24 protein-coding genes and 1 pseudogene are annotated in these 25,646 nt (G+C 69.2%); 9 read left to right on the forward strand and 16 right to left on the reverse strand.

Features of this window, described 5'->3' with window-relative positions:
• Positions 1 to 257, forward strand: a 257-nt coding sequence (locus CFN17_RS01785) for an IS30 family transposase (protein ID WP_208748236.1), incomplete at its 5' end; no start/stop codon positions are given.
• A gap of 158 nt (positions 258 to 415) precedes the next feature.
• Entirely contained in the window at positions 416 to 1,735 is a 1,320-nt protein-coding gene (locus tag CFN17_RS01790) for an alpha-hydroxy acid oxidase (RefSeq protein ID WP_315968645.1), read from the forward strand.
• A 12-nt stretch (positions 1,736 to 1,747) separates the two neighbouring features.
• On the opposite strand, the gene CFN17_RS01795 is transcribed toward CFN17_RS01790, so the two are convergent.
• The gene (locus CFN17_RS01795) at positions 1,748 to 2,329 is read right to left on the reverse strand and encodes a helix-turn-helix transcriptional regulator (RefSeq protein WP_208749699.1); all 582 of its coding nucleotides are present in this window, start codon (positions 2,327 to 2,329) and stop codon (positions 1,748 to 1,750) included.
• 91 nt (positions 2,330 to 2,420) lie between these two features.
• Positions 2,421 to 3,644, reverse strand: a complete 1,224-nt coding sequence (locus tag CFN17_RS01800) for an acetoin utilization protein AcuC (RefSeq protein WP_208749700.1) — start codon at positions 3,642 to 3,644, stop codon at positions 2,421 to 2,423.
• A 117-nt stretch (positions 3,645 to 3,761) separates the two neighbouring features.
• Here CFN17_RS01800 and CFN17_RS01805 point away from each other — a divergent pair, with 117 nt between their 5' ends.
• Entirely contained in the window at positions 3,762 to 5,195 is a 1,434-nt protein-coding gene (locus tag CFN17_RS01805; RefSeq protein WP_208749701.1) for a TrkH family potassium uptake protein, read from the forward strand.
• Between the two features lie 40 nt (positions 5,196 to 5,235).
• Positions 5,236 to 5,874, forward strand: coding sequence for a TrkA family potassium uptake protein (locus tag CFN17_RS01810; protein WP_028277721.1), 639 nt, complete (start codon positions 5,236 to 5,238; stop codon positions 5,872 to 5,874).
• Between the two features lie 7 nt (positions 5,875 to 5,881).
• Here CFN17_RS01810 and proC read toward each other — a convergent pair whose 3' ends face one another.
• From proC to CFN17_RS01845, 7 genes are all read right to left on the reverse strand, one after another.
• Entirely contained in the window at positions 5,882 to 6,715 is an 834-nt protein-coding gene (gene proC, locus CFN17_RS01815) for a pyrroline-5-carboxylate reductase (RefSeq protein ID WP_208749702.1), read from the reverse strand.
• Positions 6,716 to 7,148: 433 nt separating this feature from the next.
• Positions 7,149 to 8,459, reverse strand: a complete 1,311-nt coding sequence (locus CFN17_RS01820) for an RNA polymerase sigma factor (RefSeq protein ID WP_208749703.1) — start codon at positions 8,457 to 8,459, stop codon at positions 7,149 to 7,151.
• 21 nt (positions 8,460 to 8,480) lie between these two features.
• Positions 8,481 to 8,822, reverse strand: coding sequence for a YciI family protein (locus CFN17_RS01825; protein WP_208749704.1), 342 nt, complete (start codon positions 8,820 to 8,822; stop codon positions 8,481 to 8,483).
• Between the two features lie 146 nt (positions 8,823 to 8,968).
• Positions 8,969 to 9,973, reverse strand: a complete 1,005-nt coding sequence (locus CFN17_RS01830) for a Ppx/GppA phosphatase family protein (protein ID WP_208749705.1) — start codon at positions 9,971 to 9,973, stop codon at positions 8,969 to 8,971.
• Between the two features lie 128 nt (positions 9,974 to 10,101).
• Positions 10,102 to 10,590, reverse strand: a complete 489-nt coding sequence (locus CFN17_RS01835; RefSeq protein WP_208749706.1) for an SseB family protein — start codon at positions 10,588 to 10,590, stop codon at positions 10,102 to 10,104.
• 150 nt (positions 10,591 to 10,740) lie between these two features.
• Positions 10,741 to 13,488, reverse strand: a complete 2,748-nt coding sequence (gene topA / locus CFN17_RS01840; protein ID WP_208749707.1) for a type I DNA topoisomerase — start codon at positions 13,486 to 13,488, stop codon at positions 10,741 to 10,743.
• Positions 13,489 to 13,623: 135 nt separating this feature from the next.
• Complete coding sequence (locus CFN17_RS01845; protein ID WP_261792308.1) at positions 13,624 to 14,328, reverse strand: helix-turn-helix transcriptional regulator; 705 nt, start codon at positions 14,326 to 14,328, stop codon at positions 13,624 to 13,626.
• 189 nt (positions 14,329 to 14,517) lie between these two features.
• Between CFN17_RS01845 and CFN17_RS01850 the strand changes: the two are divergent.
• A pseudogene (locus CFN17_RS01850) lies at positions 14,518 to 15,663 on the forward strand (MFS transporter); the annotation flags it as partial.
• A gap of 39 nt (positions 15,664 to 15,702) precedes the next feature.
• Here CFN17_RS01850 and CFN17_RS19865 read toward each other — a convergent pair.
• Both CFN17_RS19865 and CFN17_RS01855 read right to left on the reverse strand, forming a co-directional pair.
• The gene (locus CFN17_RS19865) at positions 15,703 to 17,397 is read right to left on the reverse strand and encodes a methyltransferase (RefSeq protein ID WP_261792309.1); all 1,695 of its coding nucleotides are present in this window, start codon (positions 17,395 to 17,397) and stop codon (positions 15,703 to 15,705) included.
• A 48-nt stretch (positions 17,398 to 17,445) separates the two neighbouring features.
• Complete coding sequence (locus CFN17_RS01855; RefSeq protein ID WP_208749709.1) at positions 17,446 to 18,228, reverse strand: MerR family transcriptional regulator; 783 nt, start codon at positions 18,226 to 18,228, stop codon at positions 17,446 to 17,448.
• 208 nt (positions 18,229 to 18,436) lie between these two features.
• On the opposite strand from CFN17_RS01855, the gene CFN17_RS01860 reads away from it, so the two are divergent.
• Together CFN17_RS01860 and CFN17_RS01865 are read left to right on the forward strand one after the other, a co-directional pair.
• On the forward strand, positions 18,437 to 18,895 hold the full coding sequence (locus tag CFN17_RS01860) for a hypothetical protein (RefSeq protein ID WP_208749710.1): 459 nt from the start codon (positions 18,437 to 18,439) through the stop codon (positions 18,893 to 18,895).
• Positions 18,896 to 18,962: 67 nt separating this feature from the next.
• A complete protein-coding gene (locus tag CFN17_RS01865) occupies positions 18,963 to 19,508 on the forward strand; it encodes a hypothetical protein (RefSeq protein WP_208749711.1) in 546 nt (181 codons plus the stop codon).
• A gap of 62 nt (positions 19,509 to 19,570) precedes the next feature.
• Here CFN17_RS01865 and CFN17_RS01870 read toward each other — a convergent pair whose 3' ends face one another.
• A complete protein-coding gene (locus CFN17_RS01870) occupies positions 19,571 to 20,464 on the reverse strand; it encodes a rhodanese-related sulfurtransferase (RefSeq protein ID WP_208749712.1) in 894 nt (297 codons plus the stop codon).
• A 115-nt stretch (positions 20,465 to 20,579) separates the two neighbouring features.
• Here CFN17_RS01870 and CFN17_RS01875 point away from each other — a divergent pair, with 115 nt between their 5' ends.
• Together CFN17_RS01875 and CFN17_RS01880 are read left to right on the forward strand one after the other, a co-directional pair.
• On the forward strand, positions 20,580 to 21,272 hold the full coding sequence (locus CFN17_RS01875; RefSeq protein WP_208749713.1) for a GNAT family N-acetyltransferase: 693 nt from the start codon (positions 20,580 to 20,582) through the stop codon (positions 21,270 to 21,272).
• A 79-nt stretch (positions 21,273 to 21,351) separates the two neighbouring features.
• A complete protein-coding gene (locus CFN17_RS01880) occupies positions 21,352 to 23,817 on the forward strand; it encodes a DEAD/DEAH box helicase (protein WP_208749714.1) in 2,466 nt (821 codons plus the stop codon).
• A gap of 31 nt (positions 23,818 to 23,848) precedes the next feature.
• On the opposite strand, the gene CFN17_RS01885 is transcribed toward CFN17_RS01880, so the two are convergent.
• The 4 genes from CFN17_RS01885 to CFN17_RS01900 form a co-directional block, all read right to left on the reverse strand.
• Complete coding sequence (locus CFN17_RS01885; RefSeq protein ID WP_315968646.1) at positions 23,849 to 24,319, reverse strand: Rv3654c family TadE-like protein; 471 nt, start codon at positions 24,317 to 24,319, stop codon at positions 23,849 to 23,851.
• Entirely contained in the window at positions 24,316 to 24,678 is a 363-nt protein-coding gene (locus CFN17_RS01890) for a TadE family type IV pilus minor pilin (RefSeq protein ID WP_395925938.1), read from the reverse strand. The genes CFN17_RS01885 and CFN17_RS01890 overlap by 4 nt, the downstream gene beginning before the upstream one ends.
• Before the next feature lie 89 nt (positions 24,679 to 24,767).
• Positions 24,768 to 25,052 carry a DUF4244 domain-containing protein gene (locus tag CFN17_RS01895; RefSeq protein ID WP_208749716.1) on the reverse strand — a complete coding sequence of 95 codons (285 nt, stop codon included), beginning with the start codon at positions 25,050 to 25,052 and terminating at the stop codon, positions 24,768 to 24,770.
• 296 nt (positions 25,053 to 25,348) lie between these two features.
• Positions 25,349 to 25,646: hypothetical protein (locus tag CFN17_RS01900; protein WP_222612637.1), on the reverse strand; the 298-nt coding region annotated here is incomplete at its 5' end.

Consider the following 25,646-nt stretch of genomic DNA (forward strand, 5'->3'; position numbering starts at 1 on the left):
TCCAGTACCCCCGCATCCAGCTGGCCCTGGACGCGGGGGTGTACTTCTGCGATCCGCATTCACCCTGGCAGCGGGGTACGAACGAGAACACCAACCGGCTGCTGCGCCACTGGTTCGAGAAAGGCACCGACCTCTCGGTCTTCACCGCCGAGGACCTCGACACCATCGCCGACAAACTCAACAACCGGCCACGGCCCACCCTGAACCTCGAGACCCCAAAACAACGCATGCGCCAACTCATCGCCGCCGCAGCATGACATAAACCCGGCCCGTTGCAACGACCAGTTGACTTTGAGGCGCCGGCACTGCCGCGAAGTGCCGCTTCGATGCAACGGGCCTCCGCGGCGCGGCCCCGGGAACCCCCTAGAGTGTGAAAGGACCCCAGCCCGAGCATCCGACCGCTATGGAGGAAGCCATGACGCAGACCGTCCCGCCCGAAAACCCCGAGGCTCTCACGACGCCCGGCGCAACTGCCCAGGACCCTGCTGCCGCGGGACGGGGGCTGCCTGCCGCGCTGCGGCGCAGGGTGCCCAAGTACGCCGACCTCGCGCCGCTGATGCAGTTCAAGAAGCCGGACTTCAGCCGCGCTGCCAGGCTGGGCCGGGCCAGCACCATCTGGGACCTGCGCGACATGGCCAAGCGCCGCACGCCCCGGGCCCCGTTCGACTACACCGACGGCGCGGCCGAGGCCGAAATCAGCCTTCGCCGCGCCCGCCAGGCCTTCCAGGACATCGAATTCCGGCCCGGCATCCTGCGGGACGTCTCCAGCATCGACCTCAGCACCGACATCCTGGGCAAACCGTCCCGGCTCCCCGTGGGGATCGCGCCCACCGGCTTCACCCGGATGATGCAGTCCGAGGGCGAGTACGCCGGTTCCCGGGCCGCCGAGGCCGCGGGCATCCCCTACACGCTCTCGACCATGGGCACGGCATCGATCGAGGACGTGGCCGCCGCCGCGCCGGACGGCCGGAACTGGTTCCAGCTGTACCTGTGGACGGATCGGGACCGCTCCCGGGAACTGATCGAGCGCGCGGCCGCGGCAGGCAACGACACCCTCATGGTCACCGTGGACACCGCGGTCGCCGGCGCCCGCCTGCGCGATGTCCGCAACGGCATGACCATCCCGCCGGCACTGACACTCAAAACCGTCCTGGACGCCTCCTACCGGCCCGCGTGGTGGTTCAACTTCCTCACCCACGAGCCGCTGACCTTCGCGTCGCTGTCCCGGTACACGGGCACGGTCGCGGACCTCATCAACTCCATGTTCGACCCCACCCTGACCTTCGCGGACCTCGACTGGCTGCGCGAGACCTGGAAAGGCAAGCTCGTGGTCAAGGGCATCCAGACCGCCGACGACGCCCGCAAGGTCGCCGACTACGGCGCGGACGGGATCGTGCTGTCCAACCACGGCGGCCGCCAACTGGATCGCGCCCCCGTCCCCCTGCACGTGCTCCCCGAAGTCTCAGCCGCCCTGAAGGCGGACAACAGCGGCACGGCAGTCCTCCTTGACACCGGCATCATGAGCGGCGCCGACATCATCGCCGCCCTCGCGCTCGGCGCCGACTTCACACTGATCGGCCGGGCCTACCTCTACGGCCTCATGGCCGGCGGCCGCGCCGGCGTCGACCGGGCTCTGCAGATCCTGGAGCAGGACATGCTCCGCACCATGGCCCTGCTGGGCGTCAGCAGCATCGCCGAGCTCACCCCGGACCACGTGCGGATCCTCCGGCAGTAGCGCTGGACCGGGTTACTTCTTGCGGCCGAACTTCGGCAGGTTGGCGAGCAGGTCCGCGGCCCTCGTCGCGGCGCGGCCAACCGTGCGGCCGATCTGCTGCGGCATCTTGTCCTCGCCGCCAGTTCCGACCGGAAGGACGACGGCGGGGCTCAGCGGGCTTCCCTCCGGCCGGGTTGCCAGGGCCACGGCGGGCTGGGCCGCAACCGGAACGGGCGCCTGCGGCCGGGAAGCGGCCGCGGCCGCGAGGCCGTCCGGCTGGCCGCCGGCCGCGGGGACGGGCGCGGGGACGGGCGCGGCGCCGGCAGTTTCAGGCGCCGCGGCGGTGACAGCCGGGGCGACGTCGAAAGCCCGCAGCCAGTCGGCAACACCGGCGAGGGGTTTGGGGTTCAGCGCGTAGTACCGCTTCTGGCCCTGGGCGCGCATGCTCACCAGGTCTGCTTCGCGGAGGACCTTGAGGTGCTTGGAAATGGTGGGCTGGCTCGCGTCAAGCTCCTGGACCAGCTCCCCCACTGCTTTGTCCCCCTTGCGGAGGGAGAGAAGAATGTCACGTCGGGTTGCCTCAGCAATGACGGCAAATACGTCGTCTGTCACCATGCCCTCCACACTAGCGACATATACGCCAGATGGCATCCACCAATTGGAGCCGCGAAATCCGCCGCCATGCCGGACACCTGCCGCGCACGGGCTAGTCGAACCAGGGGTCCAGTCCGTGCAGGGGAAACACCTCTTTGCGGGTGGCCATAATCGTGCGGTCCACGGCGTCGTTGGGGTCAAAACCGACTTCCCACGAACGCCACCAGACGTCGGCGTCGTCGCCCATCGCTTCCGGGGGTTCCACACCGAACCTGGTCCCGTATTTGTCCCTGACGTAGCGTCGCCAGTCTTCCGGCACCGGGGTCCGCAGCGGCACGGGACGGCCGGCGGCGATCGCGATCAGGTGGCTCCAGGACCGCGGCACCACGCTGACCACGTTGTAGCCGCCGCCGCCCGTGGAAATCCAGCGGTTCCCGCAGTAACGCGCCGCGAGATTGCCGACGGCGGTGGCGGCCTCGCGCTGGCCGTCGACGCTGATGTTCAGATGGGTGAGGGGGTCGAGCCGGTGCGAGTCGCAGCCGTGCTGGCTGACGATGACTTCGGGTTCGAAGGCGCCGACGAGTTGCGGCACGACCGCGTGGAAGGCCCGGAGCCAGCCGGCGTCGCCGGTTCCGGCCGGGAGCGCGACGTTCACGGCGCTGCCCTGGGCATTCAGGCCGCCGATTTCGTTGGCGAACCCCGTGCCGGGGAAGAGGGTCAGCCCGGACTCATGGAGCGAGATGGTCAGGACGCGGGGGTCGTCCCAGAAGATGCTCTGGGTGCCGTCGCCGTGGTGGGCGTCGACGTCGATATACGCCACGCGCCGGACGCCGCCGTCGAGCAGCCGCTGGATCGCCAGGGCGGCGTCGTTGTAGATGCAGAAGCCGCTGGCGCGTTCGCGGGCAGCGTGGTGCATCCCGCCGCCGAAGTTCACGGCCCGCACCGCGCTGCCGTCCAGGATGGCCCCGGCCGCCAGGAGCGATCCGCCGGCCAGCCGGGCGCTGGCCTCGTGCATGCCGGCAAAGGCGGGGTCGTCCTCGGTTCCCAGCCCCCGGGCCTCGTCCGGGGCGGCCGGGTTTTCGCTCACGCGGCGGACGGCGGCCACGAAGTCGCGGCTGTGGACGGTGCACAGTTCGGCGTCAGCGGCGACCTCCGGGGCCGCGACCGTGACATGGTCCAGATCCAGCAGGCCCAGGCTGCCGGCCAGCTTCGCCGTGAGCTCCATGCGCTCCGGGGCCATCGGGTGGCTGTGGCCGAAGTTGTACGCGGTCATGGCGGGGTCCCACACCACCGTCGTCGGCAGCGCGGTCTGATCGAGTCCGGGCAGGAATGTCATCAATCACAGGCTACCGGAGCCGCCCCGGCTTCCCGTGCCCGCCGGGGTGCCTGCCCGGCCATGACGGGGACTTTAGTGGTTTACTACTGGGGGAAGCAGTTTCGACCGAGGAAAAACATGACGCAAAGCCAGTCGAGGTCCACGAGCCCGGCCAGCTGGCAGCCAGGCATGCCGGAGCGGGACGGCCTGTGGATCTTCACCCGCCTGCGCGACTTCATCGACAGCATCGCGAACAGCTCGCCGGCCCGGCTGGCGCTCTCGGCGTTCGGCGTCGTGATCGTCATCTTCACCACCCTGCTTTCCCTGCCTGTGGCGTCCGCGACGGGGCAGGCCACGCCGCTGCACCAGGCCCTGTTCACGGCGGTGTCCGCCGTCTGCGTGACAGGCCTGACCGTAGTGTCCACGGCCGTGCACTGGTCCTTCTTCGGCCAGCTCGTGATCCTGGTCGGAATTTTCGTCGGCGGCTTGGGCACCTTGACCCTCGCATCGCTGCTGGCGCTGATGGTCAGCAAGAAACTCGGTGTCCGCGGCAAGCTGATCGCCCAGGAGGCCATGAACAACGCCGGCCGGCTCGGTGAAGTGGGCACCCTGCTCCGGATCGTGATCGTGACCTCCGTGGTGATCGAGGCCGCCCTGGCACTGACCCTGATCCCCCGTTTCCTGGTCCTCGGGGAGAGCTTCCCGCAGGCCCTCTGGCACGGCGTCTTCTACGCGATTTCGTCCTTCAACAACGCCGGCTTCACCCCGCATTCGGATGGCATCGTCCCCTACGAGACCGATCTGTGGATCCTCGTTCCGCTCATGCTCGGCGTGTTCCTGGGCAGCTTGGGCTTCCCCGTGGTCATGGTGCTGCAGCAGAACGGGCTGCGGTGGAAGAAGTGGAACCTGCACACCAAGCTGACCATCCAGGTCTCCTTCATCCTCCTCGCGGCCGGGACGGTTCTGTGGGGGTTCCTGGAATGGGACAACCTGCGCACCATCGGGGCCATGGACGTGGGCGACAAGCTCACGCATTCGCTGTTTGCCTCCGTCATGCTGCGCTCGGGCGGCTTCAACCTGGTGGACCAGAACCACATGGAATCCACCACCATGCTGCTCTCCGATGCCCTCATGTTCGCCGGCGGCGGCTCGGCGTCGACGGCCGGCGGCATCAAGGTCACCACGATCGCCGTCATGTTCCTGGCGATCGCCGCGGAGGCCCGCGGCGACGCCGACGTCAAGATCTACGGCCGGACCATCCCGGAGGGCACCATGCGGGTGGCCATCTCGGTGATCGTCGCCGGCGCCACCCTCGTCTCGGTCTCGGCCCTGCTGCTGCTGCACATCAGTCACGCCTCGCTGGACCGGGTCCTGTTCGAAACGATTTCCGCCTTCGCCACGGTGGGCCTGAGCACCAACCTCAGTGCCGAACTGCCGCCGTCAGGGGTCTACGTCCTTGCCGTGCTCATGTTTGCCGGACGCGTCGGGACCGTCACCCTTGCCGCCGCCCTGGCCCTGCGCCAGCGCAGCCAGCTGTACCACTACCCGGAAGAGAGACCGATCATTGGCTAGTTCCTCAGGCGCCGTCAACCGCCCCGCCCACAACGCACCGGTGCTGGTGATCGGGCTGGGCCGTTTTGGCGCATCCACCGCAGAACAGCTGGTCAAGCAGGGCCGCGAAGTGCTGGCCATTGAACGCGACCGCAGCCTGGTCCAGAAATGGGCGAGCGTGCTGACGCACGTCGTGGAGGCCGACGCCACCAACATCGACGCCCTGCGCCAGCTCGGCGCGCAGGAGTTCAGCTCGGCCGTCGTCGGCGTGGGCACCTCGATCGAGTCCTCGGTGCTGATCACGGTGAATCTCGTCGACCTCGGCATCGAGCACCTCTGGGTCAAGGCGATCACGCCCTCGCACGGCAAGATCCTCACCCGGATCGGCGCCAACCACGTCATCTACCCGGAGGCCGACGCCGGCGTGCGCGCTGCCCACCTGGTCTCGGGCCGCATGCTGGACTTCATCGAGTTCGACGACGACTTCGCGATCGTGAAGATGTACCCGCCGCGCGAGACCGTGGGCTTCACCCTGGACGAGTCCAAGGTCCGTTCCAAGTACGGCGTGACGATTGTGGGCGTGAAGTCCCCGGGCGAGGACTTCACCTACGCGCGGCCCGAAACGAAGGTCTCCTCACGGGACATGCTCATTGTTTCGGGCCACGTCGACCTGCTGGAACGCTTCGCCGCGCGGCCGTAGGCCCGGCTCAGCCGAGCTGCCGGGTGATCTCCGCGGCACGGGCGGCGGCCGCACGGGCGCCGTCAGCGATGATGGCCGGCAGGCCGCGCTCGTCAAACGTCGCAATGGCCCGTTCGGTGGTACCGTTCGGGCTCGTCACGGCCTTGCGCAGCGCGGCGGGGTCGGCGCCGGGCTCGGCGAGCATGAAGCCGGCCCCGGCGACCGTCTCGCGGGCCAGCAGCAGCGACAGCTCCGGGTCCAGGCCCAGTTCCACGCCGGCCGCGGCCATCGCCTCGGCAAGGTAGAACGCGTACGCCGGGCCGGAGCCGCTGATCGCCGAGAGCGCATCGACCTGTTCTTCGGGAATCTCCACGACGATGCCGGCGGCGGCGAGGATCTCCTTCGCGTGCTGCAGCTGCCCGGCCGAGCAGTTGGTGCCCGGGGAGACGGAGACGACGCCGCGGCCCAGCTTCGCGGGCGTGTTGGGCATGGTACGGATGACGGGCTGGCCGGCCGGCAGCGCCGCTTCCAGCTGCTGCAGCGACACGGCGGCGGCAACGCTGATGACGATCGTGTCCGGTGAGAGGGAGTCGCTGATTTCCCGCGCCAGGTCGGCAATGCCTACGGGCTTGACGCCAAGGATCACGACGCCGGAGCCGGTGGCGGCCTGCTTGTTGTTCTCGGGTTCTTCTTCGCCCGCAATAGCGGTGATGCCGTGGTGCCGTTCGGCGAGTTCGGCCGCGCGCTCGGCCCGGCGGACCGTTGCGACGATGTCGCCCGGGTCGACGCCGCCGTCGATCAGGCCGCCCAGAATTGCCTCGTTCATTGACCCACAGCCCAGGAATGCGATTCGGTTGCTCATGCCCCCATCATTGCAGTCCGGCACGATTCCCAGCCAGCTCACACCATTACCGCAGCCATTCCACAACTTCGGCCCCTAACGTAGTAGCTACCTCATTGAGGGTGCGAGTGATGCAGCAGGCATGCGGATGCCTGCACGGCACCGGTGGTCTGCGGCGGGTTTTCCCATTTTCCCGCGAAGACCGCCGGTGCCTTTGCCGTTAAACCCAAGCCGCGTCCACTGCGCATGCACCGCGGTCTACCGCTGAATTGCCAGCGAACGCACAGGGAAATCCCGACGTCCGCCCAACTTGGGCCACTACTTTGGGAAGTGCCTCAACAGGTGCGAGTGATGATAGCCGGTTCCACCGGAACCGGCGGTGCGCCGGGCGGTTGCAGCAGAGTTCCCCCAAGTCCTGCTCCAGCCGCCCGGCCGTACTCGTTTAAGGGTCCCTTTATGGCGCCTCACCGGGCGGGCTGCCCGCCATGCCGGGCACCAGGTTCCGGAGCTTGCCGGCCAGGAACCGGCGCTCGGCGTCGCTCCCGGCAAGCTCCAGCGCCCGCCGGTAGGCTTCGGCCGCCTCCGGGACCCGGCCCCGGCGCCCCAGGAAGTCGGCGCGGACGGCGTGGAAGAGGTAGTAGTTCTCCAGCGCCAGGCCGTCCGTGGCCGCCAGCGCCGCATCCGGCCCGTGCACTTCCGCCAGGGCGACGGCGCGGTTGAGCGCCACCACCGGCCCGGGCGCGACGGCCAGCAGCTGGTCGTAGAGCTGCAGGATCTGGGCCCAGTCGGTGGCCGCAGCGGTCGCGGCGTCACTGTGGACCGCGTTAATCGCCGCTTGGAGCTGATAAGGCCCCGGCCGGTTCCGGCGCAGGCATTGACGGACCAGGTCCCGGCCCTCGGCGGCCAGGGCACTGTCCCAATGGCCGCGGTCCTGTGCCGCCAGCAGCACGAGGCCGCCGTCGGCGGTGAACCGCGCGGCACGCCGGGACTCGATGAGCAGCATCAGCGCCAGCAGCCCCGTTGCCTCCGGCTCGTCCGGCATGAGGGTGCACAGCAGCCGGCCCAGGCGGATGGCCTCCGCGCAGAGCTCCGCGCGGGCCGGACCGCCCCCAGGGCGCGGGTTGTAGCCTTCGTTGAAGATCAGGTACACGACCGCCAGCACCGGTTGCAGCCGTTCGGGCAGTTCGGCTCCCTGAGGCACCCGGTACGGGATCTTCGCATCCCGGATTTTCGCTTTGGCACGGACCAGGCGCTGCGCCATCGTGGCCTCCGGAACCAGGAATGCCCGGGCGATTTCCGCCGTCGTCAGTCCGCCCAGAAGCCGCAGCGTGAGTGCCACCTGGGCGGACCGGGCGAGGGCGGGATGGCAGCACGTGAAAATCAGCCGCAAAGTGTCATCGTCCACGCCGCCGGCTCCTGCCTGCTCCGCCAGGAACGCATCCTCCGCGGCCGGACCGTTCCCGTTCCCGGACCGTTCCGCCGCCAGCAGGGCGGCCTGTGCCTGTTTGTCCTCGCGCGCGGCCTCCCGGCGCAGCCGGTCGATGGCCCGGCGCCGGGCCGTGGTGATGATCCAGCCGGCCGGACCGGGCGGGATGCCGTCCGAGGGCCACCTCCGGACCGCCTCCACAAACGCGTCCTGGACAGCGTCCTCGGCCATGTCAATGTTCCCGAACGTGCGGGTGAGGACGGCCACGGCCCGGCCGTATTCGTTCCGGAACACCCGGGTGATGTCGGCCGCCGTGGCACCGGCGCCGGGGCCGCTCACTCCTGTGTCCTTCGCCGGCAGCTAGTGCTGAAAGGGACGGACTTCGACGGGAAGCGTGGTCGCGGCGGCGAGCTTGCTTCCCCAGCCGAGGGCCTCATCCAGGTCCGCGGCCTCGATGACGGTGAAGCCGCCGAGGTGCTCTTTGCCTTCAGTGAACGGCCCGTCGGTGATGAGCATTCCGCCGTCACCGGGCCGCAGCACCGTGGCGGACTCGGCGGGGTACAGTCCCGCGGCGAACACCCAGGCCCCGGCAGCCTGCATCTCGCTGTTCAGGGCCGCCAGGTCACGCATGATCGGTTCCAGGATCTCCGGGTCCGGGGCCGGGCCGTCGGGCTGGTAGATGCTGAGCAGGTATTGCGACATTTCGGGTGCCTCCTTGTCGGACGGGCCGGCACCGTGCCGGCCTCTCAGCAACTACACGAACGGCGCCCCTTCTAATCGACACCGCGGCATCGACACACGCGCACCGACACCGCAGCATCGACACACGCGTGCCGGGCCGCCCCGGCTCAGCCGGCCTTGTCCGGCGACTGGAGCTCCGCGGGCGGGCCCTGCGCCACATGCGGCGCAGGATCCAGCGGCCCTTCAAACACCAGCTGGTCCAGGCGGCGGAGGATGAGTCCCTCGCGCAGGGCCCACGGGCAAATCTCCATGCTCTCAAACTCGAACATTTCCAGAGCCGCCTCCGCGACCAGGGCACCGGCGAGGACCTGGGCGCCGCGGGCCTCGGAGACCCCGGGCAGGTGGAGCCGGTCCTCTATTTCCATGGCCGAGATCCGCTGGGTCCAGAGCCCCAGGTCCAGGGACAGCAGCTCCCGTTTGACGTAGGGCCCGGCCGCGCTGGGAGCGGCACCGGCGATCCTGGCCAGTGACCGGAAGGTCTTGGAGGTCCCCGCGACGAGGTTGGGCCGGCCCAGTTTGGCGAATTTACGCACGGCCGGCTTCAGCGTGGAGCGGATATAGCGGCGCAGCTCTTTGATGCTCTTGGCCGAGGGCGGGTCCCCCGGGAGCCAGTCACGCGTCAGCCGGCTGGCGCCGAGCGGAACGGACATCGCCAGCTCGGGCAGCTCGTCGTGGCCAAGGGCCATCTCGAAGGAGCCACCGCCGATGTCGAGGTTCAGAATGGGCCCGGCGCCCCAGCCGTACCAGCGACGCACGGCGAAGAACGTCATGGACGCTTCCTCGCTGCCGGTGAGCTCCTGGAGCGTCACCGTGGTTTCGTGCTTGACGCGGGCCAGCACCTCCGCGCCGTTGGTGGCCTCGCGGATGGCCGACGTGCAGAAGGCGAGGAGGTCGTCGGCTTTGTGCTTCGCCGCGAACTCCCACGCTTCAAGGACGAACTCGACGAGCTCATGCTGTCCGGCGTCGTTGATGTTGCCGTCCTTGTCGAGGAACTGCACGAGGGACAGCGGCCGCTTGTGCGAGGCAAACGGGACGGGCCGGGCGCCGGGGTGGGCATCGACCAGCAGGAGGTGGACGGTATTGGAACCGATGTCGAGGACGCCTAGACGCATCCTGCCATTATTGCCCCCGCAAAGGCGGCTGGTCTAACTGCACTTCGCGGTGCGACGGCGGCAGCTCCCGAAGGGACAACACGCGACCCCTTCGCCACCGGCGGGATACCGCCGGCCGGCCCGGGTGCTTAGCCCCGGCCGCCGTCCGCCGGTCCGTCCGCGGCCCCTTCGGCACCGGCGGCATCGGCGGCATCGTCCGCGTCAGTGTCCGCGGGCTTGAAGTCGCGGCGGATGTTGGCCACGCCCTCCGGATCGATTTCGAAGCCGTAGGCGGCCCCGGGGTTGATCACCATGCCGAGCTCGTCGCCGAGGTTGCCGATGATGGCAGCACCCTGCGTGCCGAGCACGTTCGGGGCGGCCGCCAGATACTGCTCCGTGACGCGGCTCGGGTGCGAGAAGACGGCCAGGACAGGCTTGCCCGAGGAGTTCGCGAGGACCAGCGGCTCCACTTGGGAGTCGGGGCCCTCGAGGGCGTCCGAGCTGACCACGTAAACCTCGTTGTTGAGGAAGGCCAGGATCACATCCACCGGGTTGGCGTCCGGCTGCTCCCCCCGGGCAAGCTGCTCTTCGAGTTCGTTCAGCGGCTGGTTGTCCAGGTGTGCGGGCTGTTCAGTCATGTTCCTACTCGATCATGTCCGCGCCCGCTCCGCAAACGCGAAGTCGCCGGAAACGCCCGATTTCGCCGGACTCTTCCGGCGAACTCAGCACCTTCCGGCGACTTCGGCAGGCCCTGTGTGCGCTCCGGCGCGCACGGTCCCGCCGCGGCCCTACTTCTTCGCGGCTGCCTTCCGCGCCGGGGCCTTGCGGGCCGCCGTCGTGCGCTTGACCGGGCCCTTGGCCCGCTTCTCGGCGAGGAGTTCGACGGCGCGTTCCCGGGTCAGTTCCTCGATCGAGGTGCTGCGCGGCACAGTGATGTTGGTGATGCCGTCCGTGATGTACGGACCGAAGCGGCCCTCCTTGACCACGATGTTTTTCTCCGAGACCGGGTCCGGGCCGAACTCGGCCAGCGGCGGCACCGCGGCGCGGGCGCCCCGCTGCTTGGGCTGCGAGTAAATCTCCAGCGCCTGCTCCAGCGTGATCGTGAAGATTTCCTCCTCCGAGCCGATGGAACGCGAGTCCGTGCCCTTCTTCAGGTACGGTCCGAACCGGCCGTTCTGCACGGTGATCGGGTTGCCCTCGGCGTCCTCGCCCAGCACGCGGGGCAGGCTCATCAGCTGCAGGGCCTCGTCCAGGGTGACCGTGTCCACACTCATGGACGCGAACAGCGAACCGGTGCGCGGTTTGGCCTTGACGGGCTTCTTCGGAGGCTTCGGCTTGCCGTTCTTGTAGTATTCCACCGGCTGGCTGGCCAGCTGCTCCTCGGTCATCTCCGGGATGATTTCGGTGACGTAGGCGCCATAGCGGCCGTTCTTGGCCACGACCGTGTGTCCGGTGTGCGGGTCCTGGCCAAGGACGCGCTCCTCCGGGGCGGCGGTCTCCATGAGTTCGATTGCCTTGGCGGCGGTGAGCTCGTCCGGTGCCAGGTCCTCGGGGACGTTCGCGCGGGCGGACTCCACCACTTCCCCGGTCTTGGCATCGACCGTGGGCACGGAGCTTTCCAGGTACGGGCCGAACTTGCCGACCCGCAACGTGATCCCGTCCGCGATCGGCACGGAGTTGATTTCCCTGGCATCGATTTCGCCGAGGTTGTTCACGATGCTCAGCAGGCCCGGATCGGCGTCCTCGCCGAAGTAGAAATGCTTCAGCCACGCCGCGCGGGCGGCCTCGCCGTTGGCGATCTTGTCCAGGTCGGCTTCCATGTCGGCCGTGAACTCGTAGTCCACGTAGTCCCGGAAGTGCTGCTCCAGGAGCCGGACCACGGAGAACGCGATCCAGCTCGGCACCAGCGCGGAGCCCTGCTTCCGGACGTAGCCCCGGTCCTGGATGGTGGAAATGGTGGAGGCGTAGGTCGACGGGCGGCCGATGCCCTTCTTTTCCAGCTCCGCGGTCAGTGAGGCTTCGGTGTAGCGCGGCGGCGGCGAGGTCTCGTGGCCGACGGCGACGATGTCCGAGGCCGTCAGGGAGTCGTCCTTGGCCACGTTCGGCAGGCGGCGGGCTTCCTCGGAGTCGTCGTCGCCGCGGCTTTCGTCCTTGCCTTCCTCGTACGCGGCCAGGAAACCGGGAAACGTGATAACGGTGCCCGACGCCGAGAATTCGGCATCGCGGCCGGCGGCGGACCCGCCCACGGTCACGGCGCCGAGGCGGATGGTGGCGGTGGAACCCTTGGCGTCCGCCATCTGCGAGGCGACGGTGCGCTTCCAGATCAGCTCGTAAAGCCGGAACTCGTCGCCGGAGAGCTGCTGGGCAACCTGGGCCGGGGTCCGGAAGGAGTCGCCGGCGGGACGGATGGCCTCGTGGGCTTCCTGGGCGTTGGCGGCCTTGCTGGTGTAGACCCTCGGGGACTGGGGGACGTACTCCGTGCCGTAGAGCTCGGCGGCCTGGCGCCGGGCGGCGGTGACGGCCTCGTCGCTCAGCGCGGACGAGTCCGTACGCATATAGGTGATGAAGCCGTTTTCATAGAGCCGCTGGGCCACCTGCATGGTGCTCTTGGAGGAGAAGCGCAGCTTGCGGCCGGCCTCCTGCTGCAGGGTGGAGGTGGTGAACGGCGCCGCCGGGCGCCGCGTGTACGGCTTGGTGTCGACCGAGCGCACGCGGAAGTCGGCGGTCTGGAGCCCGGCTGCTAGGGCGGTGGCGAGTTCCTCGTCGAGGTGGACGACGTTGCGCGAGGTGAGCTCGCCGTCGTCGTTGAAGTCCCGGCCGCTGGCCACCTTGGCACCGTCCACGGCGGCAAGCTTGGCCTTGAACGAGGACGAAGCCCCGGAATCGGCACCGAACTGCCCCGTCAGGTCCCAGTAGGAGGCGGCCTTGAACGCCATGCGTTCACGCTCCCGGTCCACCACCATGCGGGTCACCACGGACTGGACGCGGCCGGCGGACAGGCCCCGGGCCACCTTGCGCCACAGTACCGGGGAGATTTCGTAGCCGTACAGCCGGTCCAGGACGCGCCGGGTTTCCTGGGCATCCACGAGGTCCTGGTCCACGTCGCGCAGGTTGTCCATGGCGCGGTGGATCGCTTCCTTGGTGATTTCACCGAAGGTCATCCGGTACACCGGAACCTTGGGCTTGAGGACTTCCAGCAGGTGCCACGCGATGGCCTCGCCCTCGCGGTCCCCATCGGTTGCGAGATAGAGCGCGTCGGCGTCTTTGAGCTGGGCCTTGAGTTCTGCGACCTTTTTCTTCTTGTCCGGGGACACCACGTAGTACGGCTTGAAGTCGTGCTCAATGTCGACGGCGAACTTGCCCAGCGGGGTCTTCTTCAGGTCCGCGGGGAGCTCGGACGGCTGAGGAAGGTCGCGGATGTGACCGATGGAGGCCTCAACGATGAAGCCCTCGCCCAGGTACTTGGCGATGGTCTTGCTCTTGGCGGGAGACTCCACGATCACGAGTTTCTTGCCGGTTTTGGCCTTGCTTGGCACGGTGCTCCTACAGAAAAAGGTGGCTCGGGCAGATGCGCCCATACCCGCCTAGTTCACCATATTTTGCGTAATCGCGCCCATCCGGCCGGAAATGACGGCCCGCCGGAGGCAAGGATCAGGGCCGCCGGGGCCAGGTCAGGTCCCGCCGCCGGCGGGTTCCGCCGCGGGTTGCACAGCTGGTTTCGCTACGGGTTTCGCTGCGGCCGGGCCGCGGTCGTCCGGGATCATCGACCACATGGTGGCCATGCGTTCGGCACCCTCTGGCACCCGGTCCGGGTCCTCCAGCTCATAGTCCCGCAGGAGATCGAAGACGCGCCGCGTCAGCTCGGCGCGCTGGTCCGGCGTCAGGTACAGCAGGTTGCTGGCCAGGACCACCGCCGACGGGCCGTCGCCGGTCTCGCCGCCCTCCCGCCGTTCATTGCGGGCTTTGGCGTAGGCAAGGACGCGGCGGCGGTAGGCGTCGAGTTCAAGGTCCAGAACGGCGAGCTCCGGGGCGGCCCCCGCGCCCAGCGAATGGATGGTGAAGTCGGTACCGGCGGCCTGCCAGCGCCGCTCCCGGGCGTCGCCGGCGGTGGCCGCGGGAACCACGATGCCCCACTTCTGCAGGGCCCGCAGGTGGTAGCTCATGGCACTGGGCGTCAGTCCGGTCTGCGCGGCGAGCTCCGTGGCCGTCCGGCTGACCTGGGTGGAATACAGTTCGGAAATGACCTCCAGCCGGGCGGCGTGGGCCAGCGCCCGGATCGCCTTCGGGTCAGTGATTTCCACTTGCTTCTCCGGACGGTGCCGGCGCTTGGCGGTCGGCGGGGCCGCGGACTCCGCCGTCGGGGTTTCTGCATTCACCCTTCCAGTGTATCCGCAAATCCAAACTATGAAATAAATGCTTGACATCTATTTCATCGCGGGGTTACGTTCCTCGTTATGAAACAGATACTTCATAAGTCGTCCGGCGGGGCACCCGCGGCGCGGCCCTTGTGGCGCACCCGCGACTTCCTGATCGCCAGCAGCGCCCGGTTTGTTGCGACGGCGGGGATGGGCGCCGTCGTCGTCAGCGTCATGCTGCACCTGCAGAACGCGGCCGCGGCCGGCGAAACCCCGGTAGCCGGCCCCTGGCTCGTGGCGGCCTACCTGTTGTGCTCGGCGCTGCCCTTGGTCCTGCTGGCCCCGTGGGCGGGCCGGCTCGCCGATACGAAGGATTCGCGGACGCTGGCGACGGCGGCCTCCGCGGTCAGCGCCGCCGCCGTCGCCGGCATGGGGCTGGGGCTGCATTATCTGGAGAACTCCCTGCCCGTGCTGTTTGCCATGACCTTCGTGCTTGACGCCGCCCAGGCCGTGGCCGGCCCGACGTGGCAGGCGCTGCTCCCCCGGATCGTCGGCGAAGAGCGCACCCCGAAGGCCATGGGAACCATGCAGGCCACCATCATGATTGCCGGCATGGCCGGCCCTGCCGCGGGCGGCCTGCTCAGCGGCTGGGGCGGTGCCGGGCTGGTGTTCGCAGTGGCCAGCGGCTGCTATGCCGCCATGGGGCTGGGCGCCCTGCTGATCCGGACCCGGCGGGGCACGGCAGCCGAGCGGGCCGGCCAGGCGAAGCCCGCCCTGTTCGACGGTCTGCGCCTGATCCGCCGGGACAGCCTCGTCTGGGCCCTGGTCCTGGGGGCAATGTTCTTCATCGTTGTCGGCGAGGCCACGAACGTGCTTGAGGTCTTCCTGGCCCGCGGCGACCTCGGCGCCACCGAGACGCAGTACGGGCTCCTGACCGCGGCATTCGGCCTGGGCATGGCCGGCGGGGCGGCGATCGCCGGCACCATCCGGTCCCCCCGGGTACGTCTGCGCGCGCTGCTGGCCTCCATGGTGCTGGCCTCGGTCCAGCTGGTCATCATGGGAATGGTGCCCAGCGTGGAGCTGCTCTTTGTGGCCTACACGGCGATGGGGGCGTCCTGCGGGGCCCTGAACGCCTGCTTCGGGGCGATCGCGATTCTTCGGATTCCGGACAGCGGGCGCGGGCAGGCGATGGCGATCGTCGGCGGGATGACGCGGGCGGTGTCCATTGCGGCGCTGGCGCTGGGCGGGCTGCTGGGCGCGCTGGTTCCGGTCCGTGTCAGCTTCGGGCTCACGGGAGCGGTCGCGGTGCTGGTGTCCCTCGCCCTGGCCGCCTACGTCCTGCCCCGGTTCGGCCGGGAGGAGTCAGCGGCCGCCGTGCCCGCGGCGGCCGCCGCCTCAGGCGGGCAGCAGGAAGCCGTCGCGGACCAGGTTCCGCACTTCTTCGAGCAGCCCGGCCCGGAACGTGGTGCCGTCAAAGCCCTCGTAACCGCCCAGCAGGGCCTCGAGGGCGCCGATGATCTGCACGACGGAGAGGTCGCCGTCGCACGCTGAGACAAAACCGGCCAGCTCGGTGCTGAGCAGGTTGGTGCGGCGCAGCCCGGCGCCCTGCCGCAGCAGGATCACGCCGGGGTGTTCCGCCCCCGGGCGCTGGTGCCGCTCCTCGGTGACGTCGTCCGCGACGAGCAGGTGGACGCCCGCCAGGTCATGGGCGGCCAGCCAGTCGGCCCGCTCGACGGCCGCACCCAGGTGCGGCCCCACCGGCTGCTCGATCGGGTAGGTGATCTCCTCGAACCGGGCCAGCACCGCCCCGGTACCGGCAGGCGGCCGGCGCAGCCAGATCATGCCGAAACCGATCCCTGCCACGTTGCGCGAGGCGAAGTCCTCAAGGTAGGCCGCGTACGAGTCCTGGTAGAGCCGGCGGTCGCGGTATTCGGAGGCGTCCTGCAGCCAGGTTTCGGCGTACTGCTCCGGCCCGACCTGCTCGCGCTGGATGAACCAGACGTCCGTGGCCGGATCGGCCCAGCTCTGGGGCCGGGCGGACCATGCGGTTCCGGCCGTGATTTCCCAGTTGCCCAGCAGCTGGGCCGTCCCTCCCGGGGCGAGCACGGAGGGCAGGGCCCGGACCAGGGACGACACGATCTCGTCCCCCGGAAGGCCGCCGTCGCGGTATGTGAACTGGTCCGTGGCGGTCTCGCCCAGGCTGCGGGGCGTGATGACAAACGGCGGGTTGGATACCACCAGCTCGAACCGCTCCCCCGCCACGGGATCCAGCAAGGACCCGAGCCGCAGGCTCACTCGGGACTCGAGGTCGGACGGGTCCAGGTGCAGCTCGGCGGCGTTGAGGAGCAGGTTGAACCGGGTAAAGGCGAGCGCGCGGGCGGAAATGTCGGTCGCCGTCACGTGCTCGGCATGGTGCAGCAGGTGGAAGGTCTGGATGCCGCAGCCCGTGCCGAGGTCCAGGGCCCTGGCCACGTGGCGGCGGGCGGTGACCTGGACCAGCGTGGTGGAGGCCTGCCCGATGCCCAGGACGTGGTCGTGGCGGAGGACGCCGGCGCGCTGGTGGGCGGCGAGGTCGCTGGCCACCCAGAGGTCCGCCCCGCCCTGCTCCGTGCCGTCCTCCCCGACCGTGGGGTCCCAGCCGTAGGGCCGCAGGTCCACCTTCGCCTGGATCAAGCCGCCGGCCGCCGGCTCCACGAGCCCCAGTTCCGTCAGCCCCTCCGTGCGAATGCCCGGGAGGGCGGCGTCGAGAACTTCCGCCGGCTGCGGTTCGGCCAGGAGCCAGAGCCGCACGACGACGGCGAGCGCGGCCGTCGCCGGCTCACCGGCGGCGCGGGCAGTGACGATCAGCGCCGGGACGAGCTGGTCCCGGCTGAGGGCGGAGTGGGCGGCCTCGCCGAGTAGCTCCGCGACTCCGTCCACGGTGTAGCCGGCGGCGCGCAGGTCGGCTGAGAGTGCCTCGAGGAGGCCGGGAAGGTCGCTCCGCGGCGCCTCCGGGGTGCTGCCGGCCGTGAACCGGGCCGCGGGCTCCGGTCCAGGCTGGGCCGGGGTTGCGGCAACGGGTGTGGCGGGGGTGTGCGCTGAGGAAGTCACCGGACAAGTTTAGTCCCCGTGGCCGTGCCGGTTCGGGTGGGCCGGCGGCTAGAGGCGGGTCTCAGCATAGATGCGCAGGGCGTCCCGGACGAAGGCCGCGCCCTCGGCACCGCCGTAGGTGGCGGCGAACCGGGGATCGGCCACATACATCTCGCCGAGTCCGGTCACATACTCCCTGATGCCCGGTCCCGCCCCCGCGCCGTGTGCCGCGGCCGGCGCGGCTGCCGGGGTCCCGGGGATGCCTTTGAGCCATTCAACGTGGCGCCGCGCCAGGCCCTGGGCCCGCGCGCTGTCCGCAGGGTCCCCGGCGGCCGCCGCGGCGGCCCAGTCGGCACCAAGCTGCCTGGACTGTTCCTGCCAGGCGGCCTTCTCCTTGGCGCCCATAGAGCGCCACCAGGCGTCCGATGCCGCATAGGCCTGCTTGCCCCACCGCTGCTGGACCTCGTCCCGGTACCGGGTGTGGTCAAAGCCGTCGAACATTTTCTCTGCCATGATCTCTCCTCCTGCCCGCAATTCTTCGATGGTGTGCCGGACCGACGCGATCTGGCGTCCGAGCCTGTCCCGTTCCTGCTGCAGCCACTCGAGGTGCCGGTCCAGTGCCTGCTCCGCATCGGCCTCGCGGCTGAGCACCTCCGCGATCGCGGGCAGGCCGAGCCCGAGGTCGCGCAGGAGCAGGATCCGCTGCAGGCGCACCAGCGACTCCCGGCCGTAGTACCGGTAGCCGTTGTTGCCGGTCCGGCTGGGTTTGAGCAGCCCGATGTCGTCGTAGTGCCGCAGGGTCCGGCCGGTGGTCCCCGCCATTTTTGCGATCTGGTGCACGGACCAGTCCATCGGTGTGCCTTTCCGCTTTGCTGTCCGGTCCCGTCGGGCGGCTTTGTCCGGCTCTGTCGGCCGGCCGGGTGGTCCGGCCCGCCAGTGCTGCCGGCTGTGCCTTCGACTTTAGACTTTGACGCTGCGTCAAAGTAAAGCGGCCGCAGAGCGGGTCGCCGGGAGTGGCCCGGCGGCGGGCGGCGGCCTTGCCAGACGGTAAGTTGGAGGCATGGTTTTCCCTTCCTCCTTTGCCCCGGCCTTCCGCCTGGCCCGGCGGGCGTTCACGGGCGCGGCCGCCGCCGCCGTCGTGCTGGCATCTGCGGCATGCTCCCCGGCCGGTTCGATTGAGAGCGCCGACGTGCCGGCGTGGAAAGCAACGGCGCTGCCGCAGGCGCCGGGGACGGTGCTGGAGGACGCAGGAAAGATTCTCAGTCGGGATCCGATCGTCCGGAGCGCGGCCGGCGTGCCCGCCGGTACGTACACCCTGACCATGACCTGCGACGGCGGCGGGAAGGCGTTTTTCGCCGTCGGTCTGGACGGAAAGCAGCTGACCGAAGCCGGCGCCGCATGTAACGGCAGCCGCGAAACGGCCCGCATCACTGTGCCTGCCGAGGGCGAGGTCACGATCAGCACCTCCAGCGTCGATGCCCCGCTCATCTACGCCTACCATCTGGTTCCAGCCAAGTAGACAACGCGCGTCCGCCCCGGACCATAGACCTATGGCATTTGCGCCCGCGCGGATTTAATCTCAGGGTATGCCCACGGTGCCGCCCAGCAGGGTGCCGCGACGGCGCGTCCGGGCCGCCGCCACGGCGCTGTCAGTTGCGTTCCTTCTCGGCCCGCTGCTGTCCGGCTGTGAATATGAATACGCCGATGACCACTGGGATGATGACTCGCCCACGGCAGTCGCGCCACCGCCCACCGATGCGGCGCTGCCACGGGATCCCCATCTCAACGAGCCGGTGACGGGTGAGGAGCTGGACAACTGGGTCGACGGCGTTCTGCCCGACACCGCGGGGCAGGTCTTCCATACCGGCTACGGCACGGTGGCGGCGGGGGCCGTGCACACCGAGACGACCACCCCGCTGCCGGCCGGCACCTATGCGTTGACGCTGGCGTGCCGGAGCCTGGGCCGGGTGTCGTTCACCGTCCGCAAGGGCGAAGAGTCCCTCGTGGACCTGCGGTTGCGCTGCGGGACGTCGCGGGTCAACGTCGTCCAGCTGTCCGCGGACGCGGTGCTCTCCATCGAGGTGGCCGCAAGGGTCGCCGCCAACTATGCGTACCGGGTGAGCCGGCTCTGAGACGCCCGCCCGCGAGGTCCGGCCGCCCGGGCACCCGTCAGGCGGCGCAGCCGGGGCGCCCGTCAGGCGGCGCAACCCTCGGGGCAGCGGAGGGTTTCGGGGTTCGCGGCGCACTCCGCGCAGTAGAGGGTGAGGGTCCGGCAGCTCGGATTGGAACAGTTTTCGAACTTGCTCGTGGGCGCCGAGCAGCGGACACACTCGCCGATGGTCTTGGCGTCCTCGCTGAACTCCAGGTGCATGCGCTTGTCGAACACGTAGAGCGAGCCCTCCCACAGGCCCTGGTCCTTGAACGCCTCGCCGTAGCGGACAATGCCGCCGTCGAGCTGGTAGACCTCTTTGAACCCGCGGTTCACCATGAGGCTGGACAGCACCTCGCAGCGGATGCCGCCGGTGCAGTAGGTGACCACCGGCTTGTCCTTGAGTGCGTCGTATTTGCCTGAGTCGAGTTCCTTGATGAAATCGTGGGTGGTGGCGACGTCGGGGACCACGGCATCCTTGAACTTCCCGATCTGGGCCTCGAAGCCGTTCCGGCCGTCGAAGAACACGACCTCGTCGCCGGTTGCCTTCTTGGCCTCGACGAGTTCGTGGAGTTCTTCCGGTTTAAGGTGCGTGCCGCCGCCGACCACTCCGCCGGCGTCGACCGTGAGTTCGCCCGGGGCGCCGAACGAGACGATCTCCTCCCGCACCTTGACGCTGAGCCGCGGGAAGTCCGCCGCACCGCCGTCGGACCATTTGAAGTCGATCCCGTGGAATGCCTTGTACTCACGCGTGGTTTTGACGTACTGCTTCACGGCATTCAGCTCGCCGCCGACCGTTGCGTTGATGCCGTCCTTGGAGATGATGATGCGGCCCGTCAGGCCGAGTTTTTCGCACAGGGCGCGCTGCCACAGCCGGATGGCGTCCGGGTCAGCGAGGGGGGTGAATCCGTAAAAGAGCACAATCCTGTTCAAAGCCACGTATTTAAGGGTACTGGCTGGGAGGAGACGGGGAGACAGTCACAATTGGATAAGCGAGCACACTTCCCTGACCGGCCCCCTGTTGCTTGCGGCACGGCTGGAATACTCTCATCACATGAGTCTTGACGCCATGGTTGAAGACACCACGCACCTGCTGGAAATCTGGGTAGCCGGATGGGCGGGCTGCCGCGGCTATGAGACGCGCCGGGAGGGCCGGTTCCCCGCGGCCCTGCGCGCGGACACCACCGGGCAATGGGAGTACTTCGCCTACGACCCTTCCGACTCCGAGTTCGCGGACCTGGCAGCCAAAACAGCCGAAGAGCCGGCCAGGATCCTGACGATCCTGACCAATGATGTGGCCCGGTACACCTTCCTCGCCCCGAAACACGGCCTCCACGTCACCTCGGCTTCGCAAACCATGATGATCGTGGACATGGAGACCCAGGACTCGGAGGACCCATGGCTCTCCGACGACGACCTCAAGCTGGAAACCTCCCGGACGGACGGTGTCCACCACGCCGTCGTCAGCGCGGGCGAGGAGGTTGCCGCGAGCGGCCGCGTCTTTGTGGTGGGACACACGGCAATCTTCGACAAGATCGTGACGGCGCCGGCCTACCAGCGGCGCGGCCTGGGCAGCTTCATCATGAAGGCCCTGGCGGCCCAGGCGTTCGAACACGACGTCGACTCCGGACTGCTGCTCGCCTCGCTGGACGGCCAGAAACTCTATTCGCACCTGGGCTGGCGCATGGTCTGCCACGTGCTGATGCTGTCGACGTCGGACGAAGGATCGGACCTGTCCGTCGGCTGACTCTGCGCGCCTGCCGGGCGCAGCGGGAACCGGGCTCCTTCCCTCCGGGCGATTTGAGCCCGGATGAAAGAATGTTCGAGTGAACCCGCATGAGTCCCTGATTCCGCTGCTGGGCCGCGGCCCGGATCCGGAACAGCTGCGCCATGTGCGGACGATTCCGGCCCGCCAGGCCGTCACATCGCCGTGGCCGGAGTGGTCGCACCCGGACCTGGTGCGGGCCTACGGATCCCTGGGCATCCACGAGCCCTACCGCCACCAGGTCCAGGCCGCCGAGCTGGCCCACGCCGGGGAACACGTGGTCATTGCCACCGGTACAGCGTCCGGCAAGTCCCTGGCCTATCAGTTGCCGGCCCTGGACGCGATCCACCGCTCCGAGCTCAGGGTCCTGGCTGATCCCGGGAAGATCCATGACGACGGCGCCGTAACCCTCTATCTGTCCCCGACCAAGGCCCTGGCCGCCGACCAGCTGGCCGCGATCCGCGGGCTGCAACTCCCCACCGTCCGGGCCGAAACCTACGACGGCGACACCGATCCCGCATCCCGGCGCTGGATCCGGGACCACGCCAACTTCATTCTCGCCAACCCCGACATGTTGCACTTCGGCATCTTGCCCAACCACGCATGGTGGGCCAGGTTCTTCCGGCGCCTGCGCTACGTGATCGTGGACGAGGCCCACAGCTATCGCGGCGTGTTCGGCTCCCACGTGGCAAACCTCATGCGCCGGCTGCGGCGGATCTGTGCCTACTACAGCCCCGCAGGGGCGCACCCGGGCCCCGTCTTCATCGCCGCATCCGCCACCGCGTCCGACCCCGGACAGTCATTCGGCCGGCTCATCGGCGCACCGGTCCGCGCCGTTTCCGAGGACAGCTCGCCCCACGGCTCCACCACCGTGGCTTTTTGGGAGCCTGCCCTGACCGAACTCCGCGGAGAGAACGGCGCCAAGGAGCGCCGCACCGCGGTCGCCGAGACCGCCGACCTGCTGGCCAACCTGGTCTCCTCACGGACCCGGACCATTGCCTTCATCAAATCCAGGCGCGGGGCGGAGACGATCTCCTCCATCGCCAAGCGCCTCCTCGATGAGGTTGACCCCAGCCTGCCGCAGCGTGTGGCCGCCTACCGTTCCGGCTACCTGCCGGAGGAACGCCGGGCCCTGGAGAAGTCGCTGCGCTCCGGCGCCCTGCTCGGGGTCTCGAGCACCTCGGCGCTGGAACTGGGCATCGACATTTCCGGCCTCGACGCCGTGCTGGTCGCCGGCTGGCCGGGCACCCGCGCGTCGTTGTTCCAGCAAATCGGGCGGGCGGGCCGGGCCGGCCAGGACGCGATCGCGGCGTTCGTCGCCAGTGACGACCCCCTGGACACCTATCTGGTGAACCACCCCGAGGCGATTTTCGACGTCTCGGTGGAGGCCACGGTCTTCGATCCCTCCAATCCCTATGTCCTTGGCCCGCATCTGTGCGCCGCCGCCGCCGAACTTCCGCTCGGTTTCGCCGAACTGGGCCTCTTCGGCGCAACCGCTGAGAAGCTGTTGGAACGTCTCGTGGCGCAGGGGTACCTGCGCAAGCGGCCGGCCGGGTGGTTTTGGACCCACCCGCAAAGTGCCGCAGCCATGGTGAACCTGCGGGCCGACGGCGGCGGCCCGGTCAGCATTGTCGATGCCGACACCGGTTCGCTCCTCGGCACCATGGATTCGCCCCAAACCCACTACCAGGCCCATACCGGCGCCGTCTACGTCCATCAGGGCGACAGCTATGTCGTGGAGAACCTCAATGAGGAAGACCACTGCGTGATGGTGCGCCGGGCGAACCCCGACTACTACACCACCGCCCGCGACGTGACCCAGATCGAGGTCCTGGCAACGGAGCGCACCACCCGGTGGGGCGACGTGGCCGTACATTTCGGCGATGTGAAAGTGACAACCCAGGTGGTTTCCTTCCAGCGCAAGGCATTGATTTCCAATGAGATCCTCGGTGAAGAACCCCTGGATCTGGGAGCCAGGGACCTCTTCACCAAGGCTGTCTGGTTCGTCGTGGACAACCGGTCGCTGACCGGTGCGGGGTTGATCGAAGCGCAGTTCCCCGGAGCCCTGCACGCTGCCGAGCATGCGGCGATCGGGCTCCTGCCGCTGGTGGCTTCGAGCGACCGCTGGGACATCGGCGGCGTCTCGACGGCCATTCATGCCGACACCGGAGTGCCCACCATCTTCGTCTACGACGGCCATCCCGGCGGGGCAGGCTTCGCCGAACGCGGCTACGACAAAGCCCGGGTGTGGCTGACGGCCACGCGGGACGCCATCAAGGCCTGCGAGTGCGATTCGGGCTGCCCGTCGTGCGTCCAGTCACCCAAGTGCGGCAACAAGAACAACCCCCTCGACAAGGGCGCCGCTATCACCCTGCTCGACGTCCTCCTGCACGACGCCACGGAGCTGATGGACACGGACCGGGGGGACCCGGGGCTGGTGGCGACGGACCGGGGGGACCCGGACAACGCCGCAGCGGCCGCCGCCGGCGCAGCCGGAGAGGATCCCGTCCGGCGGTTCCGTGCCTGAGGCACGCTGACTACCCGCTGCCACGCGGGTGTCATGGAGAGGGCCCCGGCAGCCCGGGTGGCGGCCCAGGCGGGGGCCCCGGCGGCGGCCCAGCCCTGGCCACTCCCCGGGCCATGCCCAGTAATGGCCCGGCACTGTGCCCGGTACGCACCTGGACTGTCGAGTCCGTGCCCTGCGTACAGTCGAGCAGCACGGCGCCGTTTTTCCCCGCGACGTCCCGAGCAACCGCGCACGGTTCGCCGGGTATGAGACCCCGGGCGGCGTCTGCGGCTGCCAGCGCCGCGAGGTCGGCAGCGGCCGCAGCCCTGGAGGCCGCCACGGCCGACTGGGCCAGCAGCAGCACCAGCGTCGCAACGGCAAAGACGGCCAAACCGAGCCCCAATGCCAGGACGGTCCCCGCCCCTCGCTCGCCGGAGCGGCGGCCGTCCGGGCTGCCCGGACCGTCCGGCGGCGAGGGTTGCCGCCGCCGGAGCTTCCCGGCCGGGCCGCCCATCGAGGTCATATTCCTTGCCACCCCGGGGAGCGGGCGTCACCCGCGGGCCGGTGCGGCTGAGCACCGGCAGGGGCCTCCGACCGTGCCCAGGCACTGGCGCTGAGGGTCCACGGGATCAGCGACCCGACGGCCCCCTGGACCCGGCCGGAGACCGTGACCCTGACCCATTCGCCGTCGACGGCCACATCCGACGCCGCCGTCTCCCCGGCCAGTCGGCGAACAATCCCTCCGACGTCGCCCGCCGCCGCCCCTCTGGCCAGGGCACGGGCACCGCCCCTGGCTGCTTCCTCGACGCGCAGTTGCGTCACCCCGGCCGCCGAACCCGCAAGCAGCAGCGCGAGCAGGAGGACCACGGAGGGCAGCGCCACGGCGAATTCCGCAGTAACGGCCCCGCGTGACGCCGGGACCGGCGGGAGATGCGGCCGGCTGCGGGCTGCGCCGCAACGGCTGGCCTCCTTCATGGCAGCGCGAGCGCCGTTCGGATGAGGTTCAGGAGGAATCCGCGGACCTCATCGCTTCGCATGATGAACACGAGTGCGCCGGCGAAGCCCACAGCCGCGAGGGTGGCAATGGCATATTCAGCGGTGGCCATTCCTGCCTGCGCCGCGGCCGGCCTGCTGCGTCCGTGCGGCTGAATGGGCCTAACCGAGCTCGCGCCCGGATAGATCTCGTAGACTTCGGCGTCGCCGTCCTCCCCCGCGTCCATGCCGTTCGCAGCGGGCGTGTCCTGATTTGTTGACATCTGCTTTCCTTCCACGGGACACCGGCAGGTCTGCCGGTTGTTTCGACTCTCCCGGCTTGGACGCCGCACGGTAAGCCCGGATTGTCGCCAAGTGGATAACCTGCCCGCATCCGGCGCGGTGGCAGGCTGTGGAGGAGTACTGGCAGCCAACTCCCGGGGCGAACGGGCCGCAGGGCCGTACCTGCTTCAGTGCCCGATTGCCCATGTGCCGGGCGCAGAACTGAACCCGGGGGCTGCGCCATGCCGCGGCTACAGTCTCCGGGTTCAGTTCTTGTGACGGGGAACCTCACACGGTGTTAGGGCAGGAAGTACCCGGCGAGGTCGGCGATGAGCTGGGCGGAGCCGGAGGAGCGGTTGAACAGCGCCACCCGCCCGTCGGAGCCGACCGGCACGTTGGCCAGGTTGGGGACGGTCTGCCCGGTGGAGAAGTTCAGGTTCGACGCGTTGGGCCGGGCCGAACCGGACGGGTAGGCGGTGATGAAGCCGAAGGACTTCGGCGAGGTGACGGTCAGGTTGAACACCGCTGCCAGCGCACCGGTCGGGACGCCGTTGGCGCCGGCGACCTGGAATGTGACGGCGGAGTCGGCCTTGACC

Origin of the sequence: Arthrobacter sp. PM3, assembly GCF_003352915.1 — a bacterium.
GTDB lineage: Bacteria > Actinomycetota > Actinomycetes > Actinomycetales > Micrococcaceae > Arthrobacter.

Excerpts from the sequence above, each read along its gene's own strand:
- CFN17_RS01790 (WP_315968645.1), top strand. The coding sequence starts at position 416 with ATGACGCAGACCGTCCCGCCCGAAAACCCCGAGGCTCTCACGACGCCC.
- CFN17_RS01795 (WP_208749699.1), bottom strand. The coding sequence starts at position 2,329 with ATGGTGACAGACGACGTATTTGCCGTCATTGCTGAGGCAACCCGACGT.
- CFN17_RS01800 (WP_208749700.1), bottom strand. The coding sequence starts at position 3,644 with ATGACATTCCTGCCCGGACTCGATCAGACCGCGCTGCCGACGACGGTG.
- CFN17_RS01805 (WP_208749701.1), top strand. The coding sequence starts at position 3,762 with ATGACGCAAAGCCAGTCGAGGTCCACGAGCCCGGCCAGCTGGCAGCCA.
- proC (WP_208749702.1), bottom strand. The coding sequence starts at position 6,715 with ATGAGCAACCGAATCGCATTCCTGGGCTGTGGGTCAATGAACGAGGCA.
- CFN17_RS01825 (WP_208749704.1), bottom strand. The coding sequence starts at position 8,822 with ATGTCGCAATACCTGCTCAGCATCTACCAGCCCGACGGCCCGGCCCCG.
- CFN17_RS01830 (WP_208749705.1), bottom strand. The coding sequence starts at position 9,973 with ATGCGTCTAGGCGTCCTCGACATCGGTTCCAATACCGTCCACCTCCTG.
- CFN17_RS01835 (WP_208749706.1), bottom strand. The coding sequence starts at position 10,590 with ATGACTGAACAGCCCGCACACCTGGACAACCAGCCGCTGAACGAACTC.
- CFN17_RS01855 (WP_208749709.1), bottom strand. The coding sequence starts at position 18,228 with ATGGACTGGTCCGTGCACCAGATCGCAAAAATGGCGGGGACCACCGGC.
- CFN17_RS01860 (WP_208749710.1), top strand. The coding sequence starts at position 18,437 with ATGGTTTTCCCTTCCTCCTTTGCCCCGGCCTTCCGCCTGGCCCGGCGG.
- CFN17_RS01865 (WP_208749711.1), top strand. The coding sequence starts at position 18,963 with ATGCCCACGGTGCCGCCCAGCAGGGTGCCGCGACGGCGCGTCCGGGCC.
- CFN17_RS01875 (WP_208749713.1), top strand. The coding sequence starts at position 20,580 with ATGAGTCTTGACGCCATGGTTGAAGACACCACGCACCTGCTGGAAATC.
- CFN17_RS01885 (WP_315968646.1), bottom strand. The coding sequence starts at position 24,319 with ATGACCTCGATGGGCGGCCCGGCCGGGAAGCTCCGGCGGCGGCAACCC.
- CFN17_RS01895 (WP_208749716.1), bottom strand. The coding sequence starts at position 25,052 with ATGTCAACAAATCAGGACACGCCCGCTGCGAACGGCATGGACGCGGGG.